This window comes from Cellvibrio sp. QJXJ (genome assembly GCF_024452345.1).
Taxonomy (GTDB): Bacteria; Pseudomonadota; Gammaproteobacteria; order Pseudomonadales; family Cellvibrionaceae; genus Cellvibrio.
This window is the reverse complement of the sequence record NZ_CP101662.1, coordinates 3,032,713-3,051,823: the sequence shown is the minus strand read 5'-3', so window position 1 is coordinate 3,051,823 and position 19,111 is coordinate 3,032,713. Positions and strand designations below refer to the sequence as shown.

Below are 19,111 nucleotides of genomic sequence, written 5' to 3'. Positions count from 1 at the left end.
CGTTAATCCTTGTTCAGTGGGAGTGTGATGGTGATGGTGGTGCCTTCGCCTGGCTCACTGGCGACGTTGAGGGTGCCGCTCAGTTCGCTGATGTATTCCCGCGACAGGTAAACCCCGATTCCCATACCTTTACCGGATTTAGTGGTTTCAAAGGGTTTGAATAAGCGGTTGTGGATAAAATCCCAATCCATACCTGAGCCGTTGTCTTCGATGATAACTGTGGCCCAGTCGTTATTGACGCGCAGTGTAACATGAACCCGGCCATCGTCTGGCGTGGCCTCGAGCGCGTTTTTGATGAAGTTGGTGATAGTCATCACTAACCGCACCTGGTCAGCATTGAGGGTGCGGGTGGTGGGTTCAATATCGGCGGTGAGTTTGGCGCGCTGGCATTCACTAACCGCTTGGTTTACGACTTCCAGAATCGATAGCCGTTTGACCAGATCCGACTCGTCGCGGCGCAGTTTTTTGAGCAGGTTGTTCATGCGGTCGACGGAGTTGCTGATGGTTTTGATGGCATCTTCAAAAAACGCCGGATTGCCTTTGTGTTTTTCGGCGTTGCGCACCACAAGTGCCTGCTGGGCGATAAGGTTGTTCAGGTCGTGAATAATAAAGGCTACGAGTTTGTTGTAGGTATCAAACTGGCGCCCTTCCACCAACTGCTCCGCCTGCTGATGTCGTTTCAGATAGCTGCCGATTTGACGCCCCATGGTTTTGAGCAGATCCAGATCTTCCCAGGTCAGGGTTTGATCGCCCGCCGGTTTGGTAAGTGCCATAAAGCCCACCAGCTCTTCGCCCACAATTAGCGGGAATAGTAGCCAGAGATCGGGAATATTGTGTGCCCAGTGCGGCAGTAACTCATTGTGTTGGCTGAGGGCTTTGTTGTCGCCACTGTCGGGGATAAACACCCATTCGGCGTCGATAAATGCGCGGCAAAACGGGCTGTCGACCGGTTCTTCTTGCAGCGTCACGTAATTGGGCAGGTTGGTGCGATAGACGGGCTCGTAAAAGCCCTGTTTCTGCAGCCAGATAGCGCCACCGGGTGCTTTGGTCGTGGAGGCGACGGCATAAAAGGCGCGCTGGTTGACTTCACTGGCTTCGGCGGGTTGGGCGAGATAGTTAATTAAACGCAACCATTCGTTGCGATAGTCGTATTTATAGCGGAACAGGTGTTTATTAATCAGCACCGACAATTTCATGCGAATACGGCTGGAAATAAACACCGTGGCAATCAGTAGTACGGCGCCCACTAATAACAAGCTGTAGAAAACCGTTCCCCAGTTGCCGCCGTATAAACGGACATAGTAACCACCGAGCGACAACACGGTGATCAAAATGCCCACACCCACTAATGAGGTGGTATAGAAGGCAATCGGACGCGATAAATTAAAGTTGGCAGGGCGGTCAGTGCGCTGGAGCAGCAAAATTCCGCCCAGTGCCATAAATAAGCAGGTGGCGATGGAAACCGCAGCGCGCGACTGCCAGAGCATGGGATCGAGCCCCTTGAAAATCAGCGCATGGGTAAACAGGTAAATATCGTAGAGGAAAATAGCGGCGAGGTTCATGCACAACAGTTTGATCTGGCGATCATTTTCGGCCGCAAAGCGGTAGAGCTGCTCAACGCTTACCAGCGCAATCACCGCCAGCCCCAAGGCAAACCAGATGGATAATCCGGCCTGGTTCATATTGGGCATAAACAACATCGCGATCGCCAGCGCGGTAATCGGCCAGCCGCCGCTGAACAGCAGCTGCAGACTGGCGGGTAGTTGGCGGCGATGGCTGTTGTGTCGCAGGCTGAGCCAGATACAGAACACCCAGGCATTAAAGTGCAGGTATTCAAAAATAATCAGCAGGTAGAGCGGGATCTCGTAACCGGAAAAGGACAGGGCGATCACGCCCAAATGGATGGTGTGCAGCGCTGCCGCCCAGAGGAAAACCCAGGTTTTCTGCCCGCGCAGCAACTGGAAGAGATAGGTCCCGGTGAGTAGGGAGGCTACCACCGCCGCACTAAAGTAGGCGACAAAGGTGACGCTGTTATATTCCATTGTGGGCGAAATCCCGAAGTAGGTAATAAGTAGTAGGTATAAATCCTGGCGATAAGCATAACAGCTGCGATTGGTAGATAAAATCATTGCCCTGGGCATCCGGGTACCGGGGCGAATACTGGCATCGCCTGTGTGGGTATTTGCCGCTATAATGCGCGCCGACGCTTAACCAGCCCCATGCGCGGGGGCAGATTTTACTTGGGCCTTGCTGAAGCAACTTCAGCGGCCTTTATACCAACGAGGAAAACGCCGTGATCCAGATGAAAAAATTGTTCGGAATTCTGTTTGTTGCAGGTTTGGTGGCGGCGTCTGCTGTTGCCAACAGTGAAGATGACATCAAGGCGCGTATTGCTCCGGTGGGTACCAGCTGTATGTCAGGCGATGATTGCGCCGCAGCACCAGCGCCGGCAGCCGCTGCTGGCCCCAAGTCAGGTAAAGACGTATACGGCAGCTTCTGCACTACCTGCCATGGTGCCGGGGTAATGGGCGCGCCTAAATTGGGTGATGCTGCCGATTGGACTGCGCGGGCGGGCAAGGGTTTGGAAACCCTCTACACCCATGCGATTGGTGGTTTTAATGCTATGCCTGCCAAGGGTATGTGTGCTGCCTGTTCTGATGATGAAATCAAAGGCGCCGTGGATTACATGGTTGAAAACAGCAAGTAAGCTGTCGCTTCGCTAGAACGAAAAACCCCCGCCATGGTTGCCATGGCGGGGGTTTTGTTTTTTAACACCCTGTTTGGGTTGCCCTGTCAGGGGCAACCGGATTGCGGGTTAGAAATTGGCTTTGAGAATCAACGCCGCACGACGGTCATTTACAAACCATGAACGACCCGCTTCCGCGCCCTGGCCATCGAGAATCATGATGGTTTTGGTCTGGGTATTGGCGATGTTGGTCAACTGCAGGCCAACGGTCACATTGTCATTGATGTTGTAAAACGCCGAGCCGTCGAGGAAACCTGAATCGTCGTTCCACAACGGATACTTACTGATTACATCGCGGGTGGTCAGCAGATACTTGGAGCGCCAGTTGTAGGCTAACCGCAGCGACCAGTCATTTTTGTCGTACATGGCGACAATGTTGAAGGTGTCTTTGGATTGGCCTTGCAGCGGCACCTTATCGAAGTCGACGCGCGCACCGGTATCGGTGGCCGTGCCGGCAAAACCATCGGCGCTACCATCGCCACCATTGGGTACACCGCTGGCATCGATATAGGTGTAGTTCATCTGCAAACCTAGACCGTCCCAAGGGGCGGGCAACATGTCGTAGAACTGCTGATAAGCAATTTCAAAGCCCTGCATGGTGCCATCGCCACCATTGCGGGTGCCCTCTACCTCAACGGTTTGGGTGACGCCCGACACCGGGTTGGTGAAGTCCCGCGCGAAGGTGCCATAGACAAAGAAGTTGGTCAGATCCTTATAGAACAGGGTAGTGGTGAGCGAGCCAACATTGGCGAAATACCACTCAAGCGATGCGTCAAACTGGGTAGATTCCATTGGCTTGAGGCCAGGATTGCCTGAGCTTCCGCGCCAGCCTGCCACTTCTGCACCTAAAATTCCGCCACCGGCAGATGGGTTGTTAGGATCCTGCTCCGGTTGCTCGATGTTCAAGCCGATCTGGCTCAGGTTCGCCTGACTTTTTACCGCTTCCATATCCGGCAGGGCGATGGCTTTGGCGACCGCAAAGCGGGAGATCAAATCATCGGTCAACTCCACTTTCAGGTTGAAGCTGGGCAGGGTAGTGGAATAGTCGGCGATGGCGTTTTGTACGCTAAAGGCGTTGTTGGCAAAACCGCGCTCGTCATCGCTCAGGAAGTTGTTCGGATCGCTTGCCCAGCGCGATGAATCCATTGCCATCAGCGCAGTGCGTGCAGCGGCCAAGTCGGCGTACCCACCTTGGTCATAAAGTGCCTGGCTGGCTTGGGTTGCCCAGGCCTCTACTGAGGCAGAAGTCAACGGTAGGCTCATATCTGCAGGTGCGGCGAAATCCGGTACCAAATCCGGGTATTGCACCGAGCCTTGGGCATCGCGCTCCAGGCGCACATAGCGCAGACCGAGGTTACCGCTGAAACGCATTGCGTAATCCTCGGAACCAAAATCCACTTTCACATAGGCTGCTTCGTTGGTTTCTTTGGTGACAAAGATTTCCGACGGAGTGAAGTAGTCGGTGGTGCCAGCGCGCTTATTGGCGGGCACAAATGAACCGGCATCAGCCAGCAGCTCGCGCCCTTTGATGACATCCTTCACCAGAGATGGCGATGCGTGCAGCATGCCGTTGCCGGGAATAGTCACTACGCCACCGCGGTGGAAGTCGCTCCAATCTACCAGGGTGTATTCCTGACCTGAGACTTTTTCCAGATCGGCCCAGTAGATATCTGATTGCCAGCGCGGTCCGAGTGCCCCCCAGTTGTAGACGCTGTAGCGCACGGTTTGCTCGCGTTCGGCCACGCGCAGACCACCGCTCAGTGCGGTGATGAAGCTGTCATCGAGGGTGTGTTTGATATCGATACGGCTCGCCAGCGAGTCACCTTCGGAGCGCTCGTAGTGGTCCATCGCCGATTGCCAGAGGTAGGAGGTTGGGTCCTGGAAGTAGTTGCTGTCGCCCGCTGGATCATCCGAGAAGCCTGGGAAGCCGCTGGCATAAATGTCCGGGTTGTTGGTGCGGTAGCCGTTCCAGGGTTCGATCAGGGTCAGCGATGGGGTGCTGCCACGGGTGTCGTAATCCTGCATGGCGTGAGTCGCCATCATCACCGTGACGTCATCATCTTCAGTAGTGGCGTCGATATATTGCAAGTCGAGGCTATATTCCCAGTTGTCGTTGGGAGTGAATTTCAGATTGAACGCATAATCGTCCACCAGTGTACGCGTGCTTTTAAAGCGGGTATCGGTGGAGAAGAAGTGACCCCACTGCGGAATATTGACCGGGTCATCGCCCCAGGCGCGCGGGATGCGATTGGTGTTGCCGTCAGCGGCGCGCCAGCCATCGGAATCCACCAGAGTGCCACCGAGGAAAATACCGTCATTGTCGAATTCGAACTCGGTTCCTTCAAGCGGGCGAGTGCGGCGGATGTCTTGTTTGGCGCTTTCATCGTAGTAGCCACCTTGGTATTTGATGGCGTATTCGGTCCAGTTCAGTTGAGCGTCCGAACGCATAAATTGAAAAGTACCAAGCAGTGTGTCGTCGTTGTTGCCCCATTGAATGGCAGTGGCGAAACCCTGACGATCGCGCTCGTCAGTTTTCATCAAGGCGTTGGAGCCGTTAGGCATCCACACGGTACCTTTGCCGTCTTCACCCACAAAACGCTCGGCGCCGGGCAATACCGCTGCATCGTATTTCACATAGGCATCGCTCTGGATACCGTTGGACATGCCGGTGAGTGATGAATCGGCAACATTGAATAACACACCAAATTCGCCCGCCGCCGTTTCCCAGCGGTCGCTGTAGAGGGCGGAAACGGTGGGTGTCCATTCTTCTGCCATGTCGCCATAGGAGTAGTCGGCAGAGACGGCGATTTGCCGGGAATTGGAGTCAAACGGCTTGCGGGTGCGCAGGCTGACGGTGCCGCCAATGCCGCCTTCGATCATGTCAGCCGTCTGGTTTTTGTAGATATCCACTCCACCCATCAATTCGGGTGGTACATCCTGAAAACTTAACCCGCGCCCGGAGTTGGCGGTGAAGGAGTCACGGCCGTTGAATTCCGAGCGGGTGGCGTTCATGCCGCGAATGACCGCCGCTGAACCTTCCACGCTGAAATGGTCCGGGTCATTGGCTGAGGCAAAGCGCTCAATGGATACACCGGGGATGCGCTGCATGGCTTCGAGCACACTGCGGTCGGGTAAGGAGCCTATGTCGTCGGCGGAGATGGAATCCACCACGGTGTTGGCGTTGCGTTTGATATCTTGCGCGTTTTGCAAATTGGCGCGCACACCGGTGACAACTACTTCTTCCAAGCTGCCGTTGTCGCCTGTCTGGGCCAACACAGGGGCAGTCAGCGCCATGATGCACAGGGTTAACAGGGAGCGATGAAAGACCGGAGCCGCGTTGAAAGCGTAATGACCTTGTTTAGGGTTGTGGGGGAGCATAGCTAACCTCTCGTTTTCATTATTAGGTGCTTCTGAATTAAGTACTGCGATGGATGCCGCTCAATGGAACGAGGACATGGGCGCCATGCTCGGCTTATCTGGCGATGCCGTCGCACCAGTTTGATCAGGCAGCGCAAACTGGTGACTATTTTGAAAATCCAAGGCGGGTGTAGCGGGGTGAGCTATTGCGGCGGGTGTAAATTGGGGGCTGTTGTCCGGGCGAGGCTGGGGTTGTGAGGCTAAACCTGTCAGAGTGATGACTAATAAAATGCGACTGTTGTAGATGCCAGTTTGCGCAGAAGTGGCAAACTGGTGCGGTGATAAGTGTTGGTGGGGCAGGTTAATCGAATAGATTGAGCAGGTTCGCCAGGGTCTCCTCGCCTTTGGCCAGATTCTTCTCCGGGCTCTGTTCGCCAAAACCTTCCCACTCCACATCCTCTACTGGCAACTCATCCAGAAAGCGGCTGGGGGTGGTTTCGCTCATCTCGCCAAACTGTTTGCGTTTGCCGGCGAGGGTCATGGTCAGGGTGCGCTGGGCGCGGGTGATGCCCACATAGGTCAGGCGGCGTTCTTCTTCAATGTTATTGTCTTCAATACTATTGCGATGGGGCAGCAGTTCCTCTTCCATACCCACCATAAATACATGGGGGAACTCCAGCCCTTTGGAGGCGTGCAAGGTCATGAGCTGTACCTGATCGCTCAGGTCTTCCTCTTCTTGCCGTTCCATCATGTCGCGTAATACCAGTTTGGCGACGGCATCTTCAATACGTGACTCCTCGCCGTCGTCGTCATCGCTGCTATTTTTGTCGATGGTTTTTTGCAGCGATTCAACCAGGTAAAACACGTTCTCCATGCGCTTCTCGGCGGCTTTGCTACTTGCCGAGTTTTGGTGCAGCCAGCCTTCGTAATCAATATCGTTAAGCATCTCGCGGATAGCATCCACTGGCCTGTCGCCGCCGCAATTGCGGGTCACTTGTTTGATCCAGTGCGCAAATCGCTGTAATCGCTCCAGATTTTTCTCGGGAATGCGACTTTGTAGGCCAAGCTCATCAAGCGCGGCAAATAAACTGATGTTGCGTTCGCCGGCGTAACCACCCAGCGCCTCCAGGGTGCTGGTGCCGATCTGGCGGCGCGGCGTGTTGATGATGCGCAAAAAGGCGTTGTCGTCATCAGGGTTAACAATCAGGCGCAAATAGGCCATCACATCCTTGATTTCGGTTTTGGCAAAAAACGAGGAGCCGCCGCTGATTTTGTAGGGAATCTGATGCTGTTGTAGTTTCATCTCCAGCAGGCGCGCCTGATGGTTGCCGCGATAGAGCACCGCAAAATCGCGGTACTTGTACTGGTTGCGCATGCGCTGGGTGAGGATTTCAGTGGCGACGCGCTCGGACTCGGCGTCCTCGTTTTTACAGCGCAGCACGCGGATCGGATCGCCCAAGCCCATTTCACTCCACAGCGCCTTGTCAAATTCATGGGGGTTGTTGGCGATTAAATGGTTGGCCACCCGCAGGATGCGGCTGGTGGAGCGATAGTTCTGCTCCAGTTTGATCACTCGCAGGCTGGGGTAGTCCTGTTTTAACAGTGACATGTTTTCCGGGCGCGCACCGCGCCAGGCGTAGATGGACTGGTCGTCGTCGCCCACCACCGTGAGCGCGCCGCGATTGCCCACAATCAACTGCACTAAGAGGTATTGGCTGGAGTTGGTATCTTGATATTCATCCACCAACAGGTAGCGGATTTTACGCTGCCAGCGCGCGAGCACCTCGGCATTGGTCTGGAACAATTCCACCGGGATAAGGATCAAATCATCAAAGTCCACGGCGTTATAGGCGCGTAGGGCTTGGTTGTAGCGCTGGTAAATCAGCGCGATGGCCTGCTCACCGGGGCTCTGCGCCATGCTCAAGGCGCGCGCGGGAATGACAAGGTCGTTTTTCCAGTTGGAGATCTGGTGCTGCACCAAGTCCAGATGGTCGCTGTCCAAATCGCCATCTTTCATCATTAAATCTTTGAGCAGGGAGCGCGCATCTTCGGAGTCGAAGATGGAAAAACCGGGTTTAAACCCGAGGCTTTTGTGTTCGCGGCGAATGATGTTCAGGCCGAGGTTGTGGAAGGTCGATACGGTCAAACCGCGCGAGGCGCTGCCTTTGACCAATTTGCTGGCGCGCTCTTTCATCTCGCGCGCGGCCTTGTTGGTAAACGTCAGGGCGGCGATATGACGTGCGGGTATATCGCACTGTTCAATTAAATAGGCGATTTTGCGGGTAATTACGCTGGTTTTGCCACTGCCCGCCCCCGCCAGAACCAGACAGGGGCCATCGATGTAGAGCACGGCTTCTTTTTGGCGCGGGTTGAGTTGAGTCACGGGTAATGCCTGGGTCAAATGGGGGTGCATTCTAGCAAGCTACCCCCCGGTTGTAATGCAGATTGCACGGGTTTGAAGTATGGCTAATCGCTATAACTGCATTAGTGATTTAGCGTGATTTGAGTGTTTTTTTGTTATAGGCAAGCCGTTTAGTTTGCCTGGGTGCGCTGTTACCATTGAGCCAATTGGTTCAAGCGTGAAGCAAGTTGTGTGAGGGATGGAGTTCCATGAGCAACAAAGTAAAAATTCTATTTGTCGACCGTGAACAGGGTGAATACCTGCTCATCGCCGAAATTTTATCCCATATCCGGCAAGTCAATTACGAGCTGGTGTGGTGCGATCAACTGGACGCCGCACTGCCTAAAATTCTGTCGCAAGAGTTCGATGTGGTGTTGCTGGACTACTACTGGGGTGCGGAAAGTGCGCGCGATTTGCTCAACGCCGCACGGCTCCAAGCCTGCCAAACCCCGATAGTGGTAATGACCGATGAAATGGAAACCGAGGTGGATCGCGAGGCGATTCGCGCCGGCGCCGCCGACTATTTAATTAAAGGCCAAATCGATCACCTGCTGCTGGAGCGCGCGCTGCGCTATGCCATCGAGCGCAAACAAACCGAGCAGCACCTCACCCGTCTCGCCCACTACGACTCCCTGACCGATATTCCCAACCGCATTTTGTTTCGCGATCGTCTGGAGCACGCAGTGCATTTGGCCGAGCGCGACCACACCAGTTTTACCCTGATGTTTATCGACCTCAACGGTTTCAAACAAGTCAATGACAACTTTGGCCACGACGCGGGCGATGCCATCATCCGTATCTGCGCCGAGCGGTTGAATTCCTGCTTGCGCCGCAGCGATTCGGTGGCGCGCATGGGCGGCGATGAGTTTACCCTGCTGCTGCAAAATATCGCCAACAGCACCGATGTAGCCCATATCGCGCAAAAAGTGATTGATTCCATTCAACAACCGGCCGATATCAACGGTCACGAAGTGGTGGTGGGCTGCAGTATTGGCATCGCCATTTACCCCGAAGCCGGGCGCGATGCCGATAGCCTGCTCAAACATGCGGATATGGCGATGTACAAAGCCAAGCAAGTGTCGGGCAGCAACTACCGCTTCTTTACGGAAATGATGAATCAGGATGTGCGCCGCCAGCTGCGTCAAGAGGCGGATCTGCGTGCGGCCTTGCGCTACCAACAATTTGTCCTGCACTACAGCCCGCGCATCGATATGGCAACCGGTAAAGTTGTTGCCATCGAAGCCCAATTGCGCTGGGATAAACCGGGCGTAGGGCTACTCAACCCCAGCGAGTTTATCGCCACCGCCGAAGAGACGGGTGTGATTACTGCGATTGGCTATTGGGTGTTGCGCCAGGCCTGTCACGACATCAAATTACTGCAGGGTTTTTGGGATGAGCAGTTGATGATGTCGATCCATTTGTCGATGCGCCAATTCAAAGACGAGAATCTGGTGCACGAAGTCGCGCGGATTTTTGCGGATAACGATATCCAACCGGGCGATATCGAATTTGAAATTACCGAGACAGTGTTTGCCGACAATATCGATTTGGTGTCGCTGTGCATGCGCCCGTTGTCGTTTTTCGGTATCAACTTCCTGCTCGACAATTTTGGTGCGGGCAATTCATCACTGCTGCATTTACAGCGTTTGCCAATAAGTACTGTCAAAATTGATCTGGGGTTTTTGCAGGAGTTAAACCGCAGCCATACCGATAAACGACTGGTGTCGGCGATGATAAGTCTGGCGCACAACCTGGGTAAATTGGTAGTAGCAGAAGGGGTGGAAACCAAAGAGCAGAAAGATTGGCTGAAAGAGATGGGCTGCAATTTAATGCAGGGGCGTTACATCGCTGAGTCCAAATCCTACGCTGAAATGCTGGCATGGCTGCAGGAAACCAGCGTGCCCCATCAATCCAAATTGAACTGACAGGGCGCCCGGTTATCGGTGAATTGGCTATTGGCTGAGTTGTCGATCCAACGTGCGATAGCTCAGCGCTTCACTGATATCCACCGTAGTTAAGTGTTCGCGCGCGGCCATGTCCGCCAGGGTGCGCGCCAGTTTTAATACCCGGTGGTAAGCCCGCGTCGACAAGCCCAGCTTTTCAATTGCCTGCTCCAGCAAGTTCTTATCCGCTTGCGTCAACTCGCAGTAAGTTTCCAATTCCGGTGCACTCAGCTGGTGGTTGGCTTTGCCCTGACGCGCCAACTGCAGATTGCGCGCCGCCTCTACCCGCTGGCGAATCGCCTCACTGCCATCGCCCAGGGTTTTGGTTTGCAATTCCCCCTGCCGCAGGGCGCGCACCGGCACATGCATGTCGATACGATCCAATAATGGCCCCGATATCTTATCGCGATAGCGTTTTACCTGATCCGGGGTGCAGCGGCAGCGATTGGCATCGCTGCCGTGGTAGCCACAGGGGCAGGGGTTCATCGCCGCGACCAGCTGGAAGCGCGCAGGAAAACAGGCCTGGCTGCGTGCGCGGGAGATGCGCACCTCGCCGCTCTCCAGCGGTTCGCGCAGCACTTCCAACACTTGGCGCGAAAATTCGGGCAGCTCATCCAAAAATAATACCCCGGCATGGGCGAGGGAAATCTCGCCCGGTTTGGGATTGGAGCCACCACCTACCAGCGCAATAGCGGAGGCGGTATGGTGCGGTGCGCGAAAGGGGCGCTGCTGCCATTGATAGTCTTTGCTCTGGGAGGCAACTGAATAGATTGCGGCGACATCGAGCATCTCGCGTTCATTCAAGCGCGGCAGAATTCCAGGCAAGCGGCTGGCGAGCATGGTTTTACCCGTGCCCGGCGGGCCGTAAAACAACAGGTTATGACCACCGCTGGCGGCTATCTCCAATGCCCGCTTGGCTTGCGATTGTCCTTTAACATCCAGTATATCCAGTGCATGCAGCAGCTTGTCCTGTTGGTCGCGGATTGCTTCGGCGCGCGGTAAAAGTTCACGCCCATGCAGGTGGGCGCAAACCTGCAACAGGTTTTCTGCACCAAAAACGCGCGTAATACTGCTGAAGGCGGCTTCGTTGGCATTGGTTCCACTGATAATCAGGTTTCGTTGCGCATCACCTGCTGCCAACGCTGCGGGTAATGCTGCGCTTATCGGCCGCAATTCACCGGACAGCGCCAGCTCTCCCAAAAATTCGCTTTGTTCCAGGGCTTCCAGTGGAATTTGTCCGGAGGCGGCCAGTATTCCCAGGGCTATAGGTAAATCGTAGCGACCACCTTCTTTGGGCAGGTCGGCAGGGGCAAGGTTGACGGTAATCCGCTGGGCGGGGAATTCGAGGTGGCTATTGATGATCGCGCTGCGCACCCGGTCTTTACTTTCTTTCACGGCTGTTTCGGGCAGGCCAACTATGGATAAGCCCGGTAAACCATTGGAAATATGGACTTCCACCGTAACCTGAGGGGCATGAATGCCTAATTTGGCGCGTGAATGAACTATGGCGAGAGACATAAACAATCCTTGTGATGAATGAGGGGGAGTCCTCCGGGCGCTGGTTACGCTCGATGTTCGACTATAAAACAAGCCCGGCGCTGCGCACAATTGGCACAGGCCACAGTTTTACTTTTCCAATTGCGCCAATTGCTGCTCCAGCGCCTCCAATTTCTGCCGTGTGCGCAGGAGCACAGCCGCTTGTGCATCAAATTCCTCGCGCGTGACCAAATCCAAGCGCGCCAGCGCCGCCTGCAAAGCGATATGCAGTTCGCGTTGGGGCAGGCTCGCTGTGTTGTTAGGCAGTTGTTGTTGCAGTTCTTCAAACAGGCGTTGCGCCAGATCTTTGAGCATATCCTCTCCTGTTGGGCGGTTCTGCCGCCATTAAACCCCGATTTTCGGGGCGTCAGTGTACCTTTTTTGAGGGCGATCACGCAGTGCCGTGCATGGAATGCTGTCGCCCAATTCCCCTATTGTTTCTGTTTTTCTATTTATGTCACTTATTGGTGCTTGTTATTTGCACAACTGTTCCAAGTTGGTGCGGGGGTTTTGAGGGAATGTGATTTTTTATGTAATCTGGATCAATAAATTAGCTTATCTATTTGTTTTATATAGAAATTATGAAATTGGCCTGCTCTATGCAAAAACCTTCCCGAGCAGTTGATGCGGGTAGAGATCGCCAATCTGGCCAAGCGGGTTTTGGCAAAGAGTAAGCGCTGCTTTGGCGCATGCAGCGGCAAATCTTTACTTGGGCAGTATTTCCGGTGTTGCCCGCACCCTCCGGTGCGGGGATTTTTTCAGGAGTGCAGTAAATGAAATTGGTAACAGCAATCATCAAGCCGTTCAAGCTGGATGTAGTGCGTGAAGCCCTGTCCGATATCGGCGTGCATGGCATGACCGTGACTGAAGTGAAAGGCTTCGGTCGCCAGAAAGGCCATTCCGAACTCTATCGTGGCGCGGAATACGTAGTCGACTTTTTGCCCAAAACCAAAGTGGAAATTGCCGTTTCAGACGCCGAGACCGATGCAGTGGTTGAAGCGATCAGCAAAGCGGCCAACAGTTCCAAAATTGGCGACGGCAAAATCTTTGTATCCAGCTTGGAGCAGGTGGTGCGTATTCGCACCGGCGAAACCGGCGACCAAGCGTTGTAATTCACTTTAATAAACGAAACGGGGAACAACCAATGGAAGAGAATATTTTTCATCTTCAATACGCGATGGACACCTTTTACTTTTTAGTATGCGGTGCTCTCGTGATGTGGATGGCGGCTGGTTTTGCCATGTTGGAAGCGGGTTTGGTGCGCGCTAAAAACACCACTGAAATTTTGACCAAAAATATCACGCTCTATGCTACGTCGTGCATCATGTATTTGGTGTGTGGTTACGCGATTATGTACGGCGGTAGTATTTTCCTTACCGGTATTGGTGATGTGGACGCCGCTGAAACCCTGAAAAGTTTCGCCGAGCGCGAAGATGGTTTCACTGGTGGCTCTATCTACTCTGGTGCATCTGACTTCTTCTTCCAGGTGGTGTTTGTAGCTACCGCTATGTCAATCGTGTCTGGTGCGGTTGCCGAGCGTATGAAGCTGTGGGCATTCCTGTTGTTCGCCATCGTAATGACTGGCTTCATCTACCCAATGGAAGGTTCATGGACCTGGGGTGCTGAAGGTATGTTTGGTTTGAATCTCGATGATCAATTCGGTTTCAAAGACTTTGCTGGTTCAGGTATTGTCCATTTGGCCGGTGCTTCTGCTGCTTTGGCTGGCGTGTTGTTGCTGGGTGCACGTAAAGGCAAATATGGCCCTAACGGCGAAATCCATGCCATCACCGGTGCAAACTTGCCATTGGCAACTCTGGGTACATTCATCCTGTGGATGGGCTGGTTCGGTTTCAACGGCGGTTCTGTACTGAAGCTTGGCGACATCGGCAATGCCAACACTGTTGCTATGGTGTTCCTCAATACTAACGCTGCCGCTGCCGGTGGTTTGATCGGTGCACTGTGTGTTGCGCGTCTGCTGTTCGGCAAAGCTGACTTGACCATGATTCTCAACGGCGCGCTGGCTGGCTTGGTTGCCATCACTGCCAGCCCGGATACTCCAAGTGCGTTGGTTGCCACCATTATCGGTGCAGTGGCTGGTGCTCTGGTGGTGTTCTCTATCCTTGGTTTGGACAAGCTGCGTATTGATGACCCGGTTGGTGCTATCTCTGTTCACGGTACCGCAGGTTTGTTCGGTCTGTTGGTAGTTCCATTCACTGCCGAAGGTACTACTTTCTTCGGTCAGCTGGTTGGTGCAGCAGTCATTTTTGCCTGGGTATTCGGTGCTAGCCTGGTAGTTTGGTACATCATCAAACTGATCATGGGTATCCGTGTATCTGAAGAAGATGAGTTTGAGGGCGTGGACATTGCCGAGTGCGGCATGGAAGCTTACCCAGAGTTTACTCGCAGCAAATAATGCCTAATAACGGCGATCAGCGTCAGCGCTGGTCGCCGTTGCAATTTGATCTGCTATAAAGTTGTTGTTGATCGGTAAAGCTTGGGTGTATCTTTAGCCTCAAGCCGCTGGGCAGGAGCCAGTCTTACTCCCGCTGTTCCGGCATCAGCATTCGCAAAACTCCAGCAAAGGATTTAATAATGAAATTGATTACAGCTGTCGTAAAACCTTTCAAGCTCGACGACGTGCGTACTGCACTGTCCGACGTGGGTGTGCAGGGTATGACGGTCACCGAAGTAAAGGGCTTTGGCCGTCAGAAAGGTCACACTGAACTTTATCGCGGTGCTGAATATGTGGTGGACTTCCTGCCAAAAGTGAAAATTGAATTGGCCGTAGACGATTCCATGGTTGAGCAAGCGGTAGAAGCCATTACCAAAGCAGCACAAACCGGAAAAATCGGCGACGGTAAAATCTTCATCGCACCATTGGATGAGATTATTCGTATCCGCACCGGTGAAACCGGCTCAGATGCTGTGTAATGTTTTGCTGCACTCGCAGTGAATAAAAAAACGCCACCCAGTGTGGCGTTTTTTTATGGCGTGCGATCCATGATCCCAGCCATTTTTTATGTCTGGATTTTTTTCAAGCTAGCGCGCAGCTGTTGAATATAACGGCGTTGCTGGATGAAAAAATACACGGGCAAGGCCACCAACATCAGCACCCAGGCGCTAGTTTGTGAGGATATGCCCAGCGCCGGGCGCAACACCAACACAAACAAAAAACACAGGCTGGTCATCAGTGCGGCGCTGATTAAATTGGAGCGCCAGTTTTTCATTTTATTTTCCTGGCTGAAAACATCTTTATAGGCTTTGTCCAGCAGAGCGCGCTGTTCGGTTTCTGGCAAATTGGCCAGCTCCGGAAAGTGTTTGATCAAACGTTTTGGATTCATAGGGCTTTATTGCTCCGGGTAAAAAATTCTCAATTCTTGTGTGGTATCTATACCTGTACCGAGCGAAGCTGTGCAGAAGTTGCGCAGCTGTTTTGACCGGTTGTTATTATTTTTTTTGCCCGCTCCGGGCGGTGCTAGACTTGCTCAGGGTTAATAACTAAAATCCGCCGCGATTGCCGATGGTAAGACAAAAAAAGCCTAAAAATTCATCGCAAATCATCATGACGTTTAAATAAGTCTGCGCTATATATTAGCCGTGTTGCAGGTGAACGCGCGGGCTGGCCAAACGACTGCAGCAACAAAGAATTTAATTGTACAAGTTTTCAGGTGACATTATGACTGATGAAGACCCCATTACCGATGAAGAATTAGATGAAACCGGCGTAGACGGGGAAGATGACGCCGATGACGTAGAAGAGGCGCTGGAAAGCGATGAGGTCAGTTATGCAGCCAAAACCAAGGTAGTAGAAACCGAGGCTTTGGAGGATTTCAGCATAGCGTCACGACAAAAAGCGCGCGATGAATTGGAAGCGCAAATTGCAGCCTTTTTGGCGCGGGGGGGCAAGATCAATGAAGTCCCTGCCAATGTCACTGCCGACCCACCGAAAAAGCCGACACCGGATTACGGTGGCCGTCCCATTTAAGTCTTTGTGCGGCGCTTACGGAATAATCTAGTGCTGAACCTGTTGCACCAATCGGCTCCTTTACGGAGCCGATTTGTTTTTAAGCCCTATTGCTTTTGTCGATCAGTTTTTAAGCGTGTGAATGCTGGATTTTTAGCGGGCCGATTGAGTAGAATGGCCTGTCTTTTGCGTAGGCTCCACACCCTTAAATCGTTGCAAGGTTTACTGTGATCCTGTGCCATTCGCACCATTCAAAGCGGCGCAAAAGAACGAACATTTTCGAGTAAACCTGGGGCGCTTGCCCGGCAACGAGGTATGTCCTGACGAGTTCAGTGCGTCTGCCTGTGTTTGTAAGTTGCGTGTCCCTGGTTGCTCCTGATTACCTGTATAGCCCTGTGCATTTGTGCATCGATACGGCTTTTGTGAAATAACTAGAGGAGCACTGTCTAGGTGAATGATCCGCGCCCCCTGCTGATTCTCAATAATCTGTCTAAAACCTATGGCAGTAATCGGGTTCTTGATAACTTCGATCTCACGATTTTTGACGGTGAGTTTTTTACGCTGCTCGGTCCTTCCGGTTGCGGTAAAACTACCGTGCTGCGCATGATTGCCGGTCTTGAGGATACGGATACCGGGGTGATTAAACTGGAGGGGCAGGACATTGGCGCTGTGCCCGCCGAAAAGCGCCCCATCAACACTGTATTTCAAAGCTACGCGTTATTCCCGCACATGACTGTGTTCGACAATGTTGCTTTTGGTTTGCGCATGGGCGGTGTGGCGAAAGAAGAAATTAAACCCCGGGTGATGGAAGCGCTGGAAATGGTGCGCCTGGGCGAATTTGCCGAGCGCAAACCGGCGCAGCTCTCCGGTGGCCAGCAGCAGCGTGTGGCTATCGCACGTGCGGTAGTGAATCGCCCCAAATTACTGTTGCTCGACGAATCCCTTTCGGCGCTGGATTACAAACTGCGCCAACAAATGCAGATCGAACTGAAGCGCCTGCAGCGTAAACTCGGCATCACCTTTGTCTATGTAACCCACGATCAGGAAGAAGCATTGTCCATGTCGGATCGCGTAGTGGTAATGAACAAGGGCAAGGTGCAGCAGTTAGGTACGCCGCGCGAGATTTATGAACAGCCTGCCAACTTGTTTGTGGCGAAATTTATCGGCGAAATCAATCAGCTCGATGGTGAAATTGTCGCGGTGGACGGCAATCATGAATACGAAGTAAAAGTGGAAGGGCTGCAGTGGCGTTTGCACGCCGAGCACAACTTCAAAGCAGGTGATAAGGTCAACGTACTGTTGCGCCCGGAAGATGTGCGCGTGGAATACATCGACGACCCGCACCCCGACCAATACCTGGTGGGCACCGTAGTGGAGCGCAACTATAAAGGTAAAACACTCGATTCGTTAATTCGTTTGCCTTCCGGTATGGAGGTGATCGCCAGTGAATTCTTCGATGAAGACGACCCCTCATTCGACTACAGCTTAAACCAGAAGGTGGCCATTAAGTGGGTGCCGGGTTGGGAAGTGGTGTTGCCTTATGAAGTCTAGTGTCAGCCAATTTCGTTTTTGGGCAATTGGCCTCGCCAGTGTCTGGCTGACGCTGTTTGTCTTTTTCCCGAATTTACTGGTTATTTTCACCAGTTTCCTTACCCGCGACCCGCAGGCGACAGTCAGCCTGCCGGTGAATGTCGACAGCTATGTGCGCACTCTGGATCTGCTCTATTTAAAAGTGTTGTGGGATTCGCTGCGCATGTCGCTGTTGGCGATGATCGCCTGCCTGCTGATTGGTTACCCCTTTGCGATGGCAATCGTAAGCCTGCCCAAACGCTGGCAACCCGTGATTTTATTTTTGGTGATACTGCCGTTTTGGACCAACTCGCTGGTGCGCACCTATGCCATCCAATTTATTTTGGGCAATCAGGGCATTATCAATAAGTCGCTGCTGGGGTTGGGCTTGATTGATAAACCGATACAGCTGCTTTACACCCAATTTGCAGTGATTCTGGGTTTGGTTTACATCCTCTTGCCGTTTATGGTGCTGCCGCTTTATTCGGCGCTGGAAAAGCTTGATGTGCGCTTGCACCACGCCGCCAAAGATTTGGGCGCCGGCCCACTCAGCCGGTTTTGGCATATCACCGTGCCACTGACATCGCCGGGGATTGTGGCGGGTTGCCTGATGGTGCTCTTGCCCGCGATGGGCATGTTCTACATTTCCGATTTGCTCGGTGGCGCCAAGAACCTGCTGCTCGGCAATGTGATTAAAACCCAATTCCTGCACACTCGCGATTGGCCCTTTGGTTCGGCGTTCAGTGTCATCCTGATAGTGCTGCTCGGCTTCATGCTGTGGCTTTATTTCCGCGCCGCACGTTTTGTGAATAAACAAGGAGGACTCAATGGCTCCGATTTTTAGATGGGGTTTTATGGGGTTGATCCTGACCCTGATTTACATCCCCATTTTGGTGCTGGTAGTGAACTCATTTAATGCATCCAAGTACGGCATCAAATGGGGCGGTTTCACTTTCAAATGGTACGAAAAATTCTGGAATAACGACGGTTTAATGACCGCCGCGCTCAATTCACTCACCGTTTCAATTGTGGCGGCGACGGTCGCAACTATTATTGGCACGCTTGCTGCTGTTGCTTTACATCGCTACCAGTTCAAAGGCAAGGCGCTACTCTCCTCCATGGTGTTTGTGAGCATGCTGACGCCGGAAATTGTGATGGCCATTTCGCTGCTGATTGTATTTATGGCGCTGGGTATCAAGTTGGGTTTTGTGTCGCTGGTGATAGGCCACATCACCTTCTGTTTGCCCTTTGTGATAGTCGCGGTTTACTCGCGTCTCAAAGGCTTTGATATGAAAATGCTGGAGGCAGCGCGCGATCTGGGCGCGAGTGAAAGCAGCATTTTCTGGAAAATCATCCTGCCTCTGGCGCTGCCAGCGGTCGCGGCGGGTTGGTTGTTAAGTTTTACCCTGTCATTGGATGACGTGATTGTCAGTGCTTTTGTGACTGGCCCGGGTTATGAAATCCTGCCACTCAAGGTTTACTCCATGGTGCGGGTGGGCGTGTCACCGGAAGTGAATGCGATATCGACCATTTTGCTGGTAGTGTCTCTGGTTCTGGTTATTGTTTCCCAACTTCTCTTACGTGAGGATAAATAA

The 19,111-nt window shown here is 53.1% G+C and carries 15 protein-coding genes; 9 read left to right on the top strand and 6 right to left on the bottom strand.

Annotated features, from left to right (window positions below; genetic code table 11):
• Nucleotides 1–2 precede the first annotated feature (2 nt).
• On the bottom strand, nucleotides 3–2,129 hold the full coding sequence (gene prsK / locus NNX04_RS13290) for an XrtA/PEP-CTERM system histidine kinase PrsK (RefSeq protein WP_007639511.1): 2,127 nt from the start codon (nucleotides 2,127–2,129) through the stop codon (nucleotides 3–5).
• A gap of 173 nt (nucleotides 2,130–2,302) precedes the next feature.
• Here prsK and NNX04_RS13285 point away from each other — a divergent pair, with 173 nt between their 5' ends.
• Nucleotides 2,303–2,707: a c-type cytochrome gene (locus NNX04_RS13285; protein WP_191966500.1), complete on the top strand. Its 405-nt coding sequence runs from the start codon at nucleotides 2,303–2,305 to the stop codon at nucleotides 2,705–2,707.
• A gap of 108 nt (nucleotides 2,708–2,815) precedes the next feature.
• Here the strand turns inward: NNX04_RS13285 and NNX04_RS13280 are convergent, their stop codons facing one another.
• Nucleotides 2,816–6,124 (bottom strand): TonB-dependent receptor, encoded by a 3,309-nt coding sequence (locus tag NNX04_RS13280; RefSeq protein WP_261946072.1) that lies wholly within the window; start codon nucleotides 6,122–6,124, stop codon nucleotides 2,816–2,818.
• Between the two features lie 340 nt (nucleotides 6,125–6,464).
• A complete protein-coding gene (rep, locus tag NNX04_RS13275; RefSeq protein WP_040391117.1) occupies nucleotides 6,465–8,486 on the bottom strand; it encodes a DNA helicase Rep in 2,022 nt (673 codons plus the stop codon).
• Between the two features lie 227 nt (nucleotides 8,487–8,713).
• On the opposite strand from rep, the gene NNX04_RS13270 reads away from it, so the two are divergent.
• Entirely contained in the window at nucleotides 8,714–10,429 is a 1,716-nt protein-coding gene (locus tag NNX04_RS13270; protein ID WP_007639546.1) for a putative bifunctional diguanylate cyclase/phosphodiesterase, read from the top strand.
• Between the two features lie 27 nt (nucleotides 10,430–10,456).
• On the opposite strand, the gene NNX04_RS13265 is transcribed toward NNX04_RS13270, so the two are convergent.
• Both NNX04_RS13265 and NNX04_RS13260 read right to left on the bottom strand, forming a co-directional pair.
• Complete coding sequence (locus NNX04_RS13265) at nucleotides 10,457–11,965, bottom strand: YifB family Mg chelatase-like AAA ATPase (RefSeq protein ID WP_007639547.1); 1,509 nt, start codon at nucleotides 11,963–11,965, stop codon at nucleotides 10,457–10,459.
• Nucleotides 11,966–12,073: 108 nt separating this feature from the next.
• Nucleotides 12,074–12,298, bottom strand: a complete 225-nt coding sequence (locus NNX04_RS13260) for an accessory factor UbiK family protein (protein WP_007639548.1) — start codon at nucleotides 12,296–12,298, stop codon at nucleotides 12,074–12,076.
• 458 nt (nucleotides 12,299–12,756) lie between these two features.
• On the opposite strand from NNX04_RS13260, the gene NNX04_RS13255 reads away from it, so the two are divergent.
• The 3 genes from NNX04_RS13255 to NNX04_RS13245 all read left to right on the top strand — a co-directional run bounded on the left by NNX04_RS13255 (nucleotide 12,757) and on the right by NNX04_RS13245 (nucleotide 14,914).
• Nucleotides 12,757–13,095, top strand: a complete 339-nt coding sequence (locus NNX04_RS13255; protein ID WP_007639550.1) for a P-II family nitrogen regulator — start codon at nucleotides 12,757–12,759, stop codon at nucleotides 13,093–13,095.
• A 32-nt stretch (nucleotides 13,096–13,127) separates the two neighbouring features.
• Nucleotides 13,128–14,396: an ammonium transporter gene (locus NNX04_RS13250; RefSeq protein ID WP_007639552.1), complete on the top strand. Its 1,269-nt coding sequence runs from the start codon at nucleotides 13,128–13,130 to the stop codon at nucleotides 14,394–14,396.
• 179 nt (nucleotides 14,397–14,575) lie between these two features.
• Nucleotides 14,576–14,914 carry a P-II family nitrogen regulator gene (locus NNX04_RS13245; protein ID WP_007639554.1) on the top strand — a complete coding sequence of 113 codons (339 nt, stop codon included), beginning with the start codon at nucleotides 14,576–14,578 and terminating at the stop codon, nucleotides 14,912–14,914.
• 86 nt (nucleotides 14,915–15,000) lie between these two features.
• On the opposite strand, the gene NNX04_RS13240 is transcribed toward NNX04_RS13245, so the two are convergent.
• Nucleotides 15,001–15,324 (bottom strand): hypothetical protein, encoded by a 324-nt coding sequence (locus NNX04_RS13240; RefSeq protein WP_261946071.1) that lies wholly within the window; start codon nucleotides 15,322–15,324, stop codon nucleotides 15,001–15,003.
• Between the two features lie 335 nt (nucleotides 15,325–15,659).
• On the opposite strand from NNX04_RS13240, the gene NNX04_RS13235 reads away from it, so the two are divergent.
• The 4 genes from NNX04_RS13235 to potC all read left to right on the top strand — a co-directional run bounded on the left by NNX04_RS13235 (nucleotide 15,660) and on the right by potC (nucleotide 19,111).
• Nucleotides 15,660–15,968, top strand: a complete 309-nt coding sequence (locus NNX04_RS13235; RefSeq protein WP_007639556.1) for a hypothetical protein — start codon at nucleotides 15,660–15,662, stop codon at nucleotides 15,966–15,968.
• Between the two features lie 429 nt (nucleotides 15,969–16,397).
• Entirely contained in the window at nucleotides 16,398–17,498 is a 1,101-nt protein-coding gene (gene potA / locus NNX04_RS13230; protein WP_151054838.1) for a spermidine/putrescine ABC transporter ATP-binding protein PotA, read from the top strand.
• Nucleotides 17,488–18,360 carry a spermidine/putrescine ABC transporter permease PotB gene (gene potB / locus NNX04_RS13225; RefSeq protein WP_007639558.1) on the top strand — a complete coding sequence of 291 codons (873 nt, stop codon included), beginning with the start codon at nucleotides 17,488–17,490 and terminating at the stop codon, nucleotides 18,358–18,360. The genes potA and potB overlap by 11 nt, the downstream gene beginning before the upstream one ends.
• Nucleotides 18,344–19,111 carry a spermidine/putrescine ABC transporter permease PotC gene (gene potC / locus NNX04_RS13220; protein ID WP_040391120.1) on the top strand — a complete coding sequence of 256 codons (768 nt, stop codon included), beginning with the start codon at nucleotides 18,344–18,346 and terminating at the stop codon, nucleotides 19,109–19,111. Before potB ends, potC begins: the two co-directional genes overlap by 17 nt.